The following is a 5433-nucleotide window of genomic DNA, read 5'->3' on the forward strand; positions in this document are numbered from 1 at the left end:
AGCCGCCAAGGCCTTGCTCGAATCCCAGTCGGGGCTGGAGCCGATGTTCAACTGGGGCGTGATCGTGCTGGATGCCGATGGCGTGGCCATCGCCAGCGTGCCGGGCAAGCACAACCGGGTGGGTGGGGACTACGGGGACCTGAGCTTCTTCGCCAAGCTCAAGGAGCGCAACGAGCCGCTGATCACCCCGCCGCTGCGGGGCCGGCGCACCGGTGCCCCGGTGCTCACCGTCGCCCAGGCGATCCGCGCGCCCGGAGGGCGTTTCATGGGCGCGGTGCTGGGCGTCACCAACCTGCACGAGCCGAATTTTCTGGATCAGGTGGGTAGCGCAAAGTATGGCCGGACGGGGATTTCATGGTCACCGATGCCGGGTCGCGCACCTATGTCGCCTCGTCCGACAAGCGCCGGGTGATGCAGACCGGGCCGGCGCCGGGGGTCAATGCGGTGTACGACCGCTACCTCGGCGGGCATGAGGGCTCGGGCGTGGCGGTCAGCTCGCGGGGGGTCGAGGAGCTGTCGTCGTCGGTGAAGATCGGCAAGACGGGCTGGCTGATGCAGTCGGTGCTGCCGACCGGCGAGGCCTTTCTGGTGGTCCGCCAGATGCAGCAGCGGCTGCTCGGCTGGGCGGCGGCGCTCACGCTGTTCGCGGGGCTCGTCGCGTGGTGGTGGGTGCGCCGGCAGCTGCAGCCCCTGGAGCGCTCGGCGGAGCGGCTGGACGAGATGCGCCAGGGCCTGCGCCCGCGGGAGCCGCTGCCCATCGAACGGGACGACGAGATCGGCAAGCTGGCCAACGCCTTCAACGGCCTGCTCCAGTCGATCGTCGACCAGGAGGCGCTGCTGGCCCAGGTGGCAGCCACCGAGCGAGTGCGCAAGATCCTGGCCCACGTGCCGGGCATGGTCTTCCAGTATTACCAGCGGCCGGACGGCTCGGGCGCCTTTCCCTTCGCCAGCGCGGCGGCGCAGACAATCTACGGGGTGAGCCCCACGGAGCTGGAATCGAGCACCGGCAGCATCCGCGAACGACAGCTGCCCGAGGACCACGACCCCCTCTTCTCCTCGCTGGCCCGCTCGGCCGAGACGATGGAGCGCTGGCAGGTGGACTACCGCATCCGCGGCACCGACGGCCTCATCAAGTGGCTGCACGTGGATGCCATGCCCGAGCCGGACGAGGCCCACGGCATCGTGTGGTACGGCTTCGTCACCGACGTGACGGCCACCAAGGCCCTGGAGCAGGAGCTCGAAACCCACCGCCTGCACCTCGAGGAGCTGGTGCAGGAGCGCACCGAACAGCTCGAGGACGCCCGCAACGCCGCCGAGTCGGCCAACCGGGCCAAGAGCACCTTCCTGGCCAACATGAGCCACGAGATCCGCACGCCGCTCAACGCCATCACCGGCATGGCCTACCTCATGCAACGCAGCGGGGCCACGCCCGAGCAGGCCAGCCGCCTGGACAAGATCGGGGCGGCCAGCAAGCACCTGCTGGAGATCATCGACTCGATCCTCGACCTTTCGAAGATCGAGGCCGGCAAGCTGAGCCTGAGCAACGAACCCATCCAGATCCCGCAGCTGCTGTCCAACGTGGTCGAGATCATGGCCGAGCGGGCGGCGAGCAAGGGCATCCGGCTGGAGGCGCAGCCCCCCGCCGGCCTGCCGGGCCTGCTCGGCGACGCGACGCGGCTGCAGCAGGCACTGATCAACTACGTGGGCAACGCGATCAAATTCACCGGGCAGGGCGGCGTCACCCTGGGCGCACGCATCGACAGCGACGAGGGCAGCCACCTGGTGCTGCGCTTCGAGGTGCGGGACAGCGGCATCGGAATCGCCCCCGAGGCCGTCGGCAAGATCTTCAAGGCCTTCGAGCAGGCCGACGGCTCGACCACCCGCGCCTACGGCGGCACCGGCCTGGGGCTGGCGATCACCCAGCGGCTGGCCGAGCTGATGGGCGGCACAGTGGGCGTGGACAGCACCCTTGGCGTCGGCAGCACGTTCTGGTTCACCGCAAGGCTCGAGAAATCCGCCGCACCGGGCACCGCGCCGGAGGCGGCCGCCGAACCCGACGCCGAGGCCCGGCTGACCCAGGTGGCCCGGGGCCGACGGGTGCTGCTGGTGGAAGACGAGCCGATCAGCCAGATCGTGGCCGAAGACCTGCTCGAGAGCGTCGGTCTGCAGGTCGACAAGGCCGACAACGGCCTCCAGGCCGTCGACCAGTCCCGCCAGCACAGCTACGACCTGATCCTGATGGACATGCAGATGCCGCAGATGGACGGCCTCACCGCCACCCGCCACATCCGCCAGCTGCCGGGGCGCCAGGCGGTGCCCATCATCGCGATGACCGCCAACGTGTTCAGCGAGGACCGCGACAACTGCCTCGCCGCGGGCATGAACGACTTCCTCACCAAACCGGTGGTGCCCGAGCTGCTCTACACGACCCTGCTGCGCTGGCTGGGCTGAGGCCGCGGCGCGGCCGGCTCAGCCGCGCTTCCCGAACAATCTCGACAACAGGGCCGCGATTCCCCGCGGCGACCTTGCGGCCGGCTCCGCCTGGGCCAGCCAGCGGGCGCTCTCGGCCGCATCCGCCGCGGCATCGAAGCCCTCGGGGGTTTCAAACAGGAAGTGGATCGCCCCCCGCCACGCCTCGCTGGCCCCCCATTGGCTGAGATAGGCGTCGCGCTCCGCCGCGCCAAGCGAGGCCCAGAACGGGCGCCACACCTGGTCGACCCAGGCCTCCTGCGCGCCCTGGTCGGCGGCGGCCTCGAGAGGCTCCATCCGGGGAAAGACAACCCACGGCGGCGGCTGCTCCAGCCATGCTCTGTCCGGCATCGATGCCTCCGATTCAGTTCGGGTCGATGTGGTCGGACACCCAGTCGGCCCCGAAGTATCCGGCGGTGCCCCCGATGATCGAACCCAGCCCCATCGTGACGACGGCCCCGGCGACGGATTGCCCGCCGGAGGCCACCATGCCGGAGAGCGCCCCTGCCGCTCGCCGGCTGCAGAGGGCATCACTGACGACGAGGCTTTGCCCCACCAGGATCGTGCTTCCGCGGATGTGGTTATCGTCCGCGATCTGACGCCACAGATAAGGATTGCGACAGAGCGTACTGGCGATCGACCACAGGGAATCACCCGGCCTCACGGTATAGATCATCGGCTCATTCTCCCGCCCCAAGCACGATTCGGCACCCGGTTTTCATGATGGTCCACCCGGCCTGAAAAACCAATCACAGCCGGGCCCCCGGCGCCCCTACTCCACCTCCACCCGGCTCACCCCGCCGCCGCTGCGCCGCACGGCGATGCGGGTGCCGATGCGTTCGGTCATCTCGTGCACGTGGGAGATCACGCCCACCTTGCGGCCCTGGGCCTGGAGCTTGTCGAGGGCGTCCATGGCGAGCAGCAGGGAGTCGGCGTCGAGGCTGCCGAAGCCTTCGTCGATGAACAGCGACTCCACCTGCACCCGGTGGGACGACAGCGAGGCCAGCGCCAGCGCGAGGGCCAGCGAGACGAGGAAGGATTCGCCCCCCGACAGCGAGTGCACCGAGCGCACCTCGCCGCCCATGTCCTGATCCACCACCAGCAGCCCGAGGCTGTCCTTGAGCCGCTCCAGCCGGTAGCGGCGGGAGAGGCTTTCGAGGTGGCGGTTGGCGTAGCCGAGGAGCACGTCGAGGGTGAGCTGCTGGGCGAAGTTGCGGAACTTCTTGCCGTCGGCCGAGCCGATGAGCTCGCCCAGCTGGGCCCACACGCGGGTCTTGCCGGCCTGGGCGTCGATGTCGGCGCGCAGGCTCGCCGAGCGGGCAAGCTTGTCGTTGTCCCGGGCCAGGGCGAGGCGCACAGCGGCGAGGGCTTCGGCGAGGCGGGCGGCTTCGGTGTCGAGCTCGGCGAGGGCGAGGCGGACGGCCTCTGCACTGTCGTCGGGCGGCGCTTCCGGGGGCCGGGCGGCGCAGTGGGCGTCAAGGGCACGGCCGGCCTCCTGGCGCACCGCGTCGGCGCGGGCGATGGCCTGGTCGAGGGCCTGCAGGGCCTCGGCTTCGGCCTTGATCCAGGCGGGGTCGAAGGCCAGCAGGGCCTCGAGGCCGGCGGGGTCGAGGGGCTCGCCGCCCTGCCCGCCGGCATTGAAGGCCACCAGCCAGGCGTCGAGCTGCTGCCCGGCCGCAACGTGGCCGGCCGCCAGGGCGTCCCGCTGCAGGCCGTGCTGGCGCAGGGCTTCGGTGAGGCGGGCGGCCTCGGCATCGGCCTGCTGGCTGGCCTGGCGGGCCTGGTCGAGCTGGCTGCGGGCGCTGACGATGGCCTGGTCGAGGGCGGTCTCTGTGGCGGCAGTGGGGGCGCCGTCGAACAGCTGGGCGCGGGCCTGGCGGTCGGCGTCGAGGCCGGCTGCAAGCTGGCGGGCCGCGTCGACGGCGGCGGCGCTGTGCTGGCGGGCCTGGCCGGCGGCGTCTTCGGCAGCGGCCAGGGCGACGGTGAGGTTGGCCGCGCGGGCTTCGCCGTCGCTGACACGCTGGCGGTGCGCCAGCCAGGCATTGGCGCGGGCCTCGCAGCGGGCACGGAAGGCGGCCGGGTCGGCCCGCCAGGCGTCGCGCCAGCCGGGCTCGGCGAGGGCCTCGTCGAGGGGCGCGAGCTGGTCGGCCAGGTGCTGCTCGAGCTCGGCGAGGCGCGCGCTGCAATCCTGCAGGGACTGGCGGGCGCTGTGGTGCTGCAGCTCGAGCCCGGCCAGCTGGCGGGCGGTGTCGGCGAGCTGGCGGGCCGCGGCATCGGCGGCCTGCTGGGCGGCGTCGCGCTGGCGCAGGCTGTCGCGCCAGCGGGCCTCGGTGTGCAGCAGGGCGTCGAGCTCGGTGGTGGTTTCGAGCTGCCTGGCGGCGAGCCAGGCGGGCAGTGCGGCTGCACTGGGCACCTCCAGCTCGGCCTGCAGCGGGTGAGCCTGCCAGTCGGCCTGGAGGCGGGCGGCGGTGTCGAGGTGGGCGGCGATTTCAAGATCGAGCGCGGCGAGCTGGGCCCCGGCGGCAGCCTGGGCGGCCTGGGCTTCGCCCTGCTCCCGGGCGAGCTGCTGGAGCGCGGCCTGGGCGCGGGTGACGCCCTGGGCCAGTCCGTCGAGCAGGGCATCGACCTGGGGCGAGTGGGCCACATAGGGGTGATCGACGGCGCCGCACACCGGGCACGGGGCGTCGGGCTGGAGCTGGGCGCGCAGGCGCTCGGCGGTGTCGCTGGCGACGAGGCGGGCCATCTCGAGGGCGCGGGTGGCGGCGGCAAACTCCTGCTCCAGGGCCGGGCGGGCGGCGGCGGCCTGGCCGAGGCGGGCCGTGCTGTCGGTGAGGCGGGCCTGCTGGACGCTGCGGTGGGTGTCGAGGCGCTGGCGGGCGCGCTCGAGCTCGCCCCGCTGGCCGGCCAGGCGGACTGCGCCGGCGAGGGCGTCGCGGCGGCCTTCGAGGGCGGCCTTGTGGCGGG

The 5433-nt window shown here is 72.2% G+C and carries 5 protein-coding genes; 2 read left to right on the forward strand and 3 right to left on the reverse strand.

The annotated features are described in order from the left end of the window. Both ZRA01_RS20660 and ZRA01_RS19775 read left to right on the forward strand, forming a co-directional pair. Window positions 1–412 (forward strand): PDC sensor domain-containing protein (locus tag ZRA01_RS20660; RefSeq protein WP_218028772.1); only part of this gene is annotated, 412 nt, incomplete at its 5' end. Further along, complete coding sequence (locus tag ZRA01_RS19775; RefSeq protein ID WP_141355093.1) at window positions 355–2451, forward strand: response regulator; 2097 nt, start codon at window positions 355–357, stop codon at window positions 2449–2451. The genes ZRA01_RS20660 and ZRA01_RS19775, both read left to right, overlap by 58 nt. An 18-nt stretch (window positions 2452–2469) precedes the next feature. Here the strand turns inward: ZRA01_RS19775 and ZRA01_RS19780 are convergent, their stop codons facing one another. The 3 genes from ZRA01_RS19780 to ZRA01_RS21325 all read right to left on the reverse strand — a co-directional run. Continuing rightward, window positions 2470–2820, reverse strand: coding sequence for a hypothetical protein (locus tag ZRA01_RS19780; protein ID WP_141355094.1), 351 nt, complete (start codon window positions 2818–2820; stop codon window positions 2470–2472). A gap of 13 nt (window positions 2821–2833) precedes the next feature. Next, entirely contained in the window at window positions 2834–3145 is a 312-nt protein-coding gene (locus ZRA01_RS19785; RefSeq protein ID WP_141355095.1) for a LysM peptidoglycan-binding domain-containing protein, read from the reverse strand. Between the two features lie 96 nt (window positions 3146–3241). After that, the coding region (locus ZRA01_RS21325) for an SbcC/MukB-like Walker B domain-containing protein (protein ID WP_218028773.1) at window positions 3242–5433 on the reverse strand (2192 nt) is incomplete at its 5' end.

It is taken from the genome of Zoogloea ramigera, assembly GCF_006539865.1.
Taxonomy (GTDB): Bacteria; Pseudomonadota; Gammaproteobacteria; order Burkholderiales; family Rhodocyclaceae; genus Zoogloea; species Zoogloea ramigera.

What these genes read in the sequence shown, in the direction of transcription:
- ZRA01_RS19775 (WP_141355093.1), top strand. Translation starts at nt 355, where the DNA reads ATGGTCACCGATGCCGGGTCGCGCACCTATGTCGCCTCGTCCGACAAG.
- ZRA01_RS19780 (WP_141355094.1), bottom strand. Translation starts at nt 2,820, where the DNA reads ATGCCGGACAGAGCATGGCTGGAGCAGCCGCCGCCGTGGGTTGTCTTT.
- ZRA01_RS19785 (WP_141355095.1), bottom strand. Translation starts at nt 3,145, where the DNA reads ATGATCTATACCGTGAGGCCGGGTGATTCCCTGTGGTCGATCGCCAGT.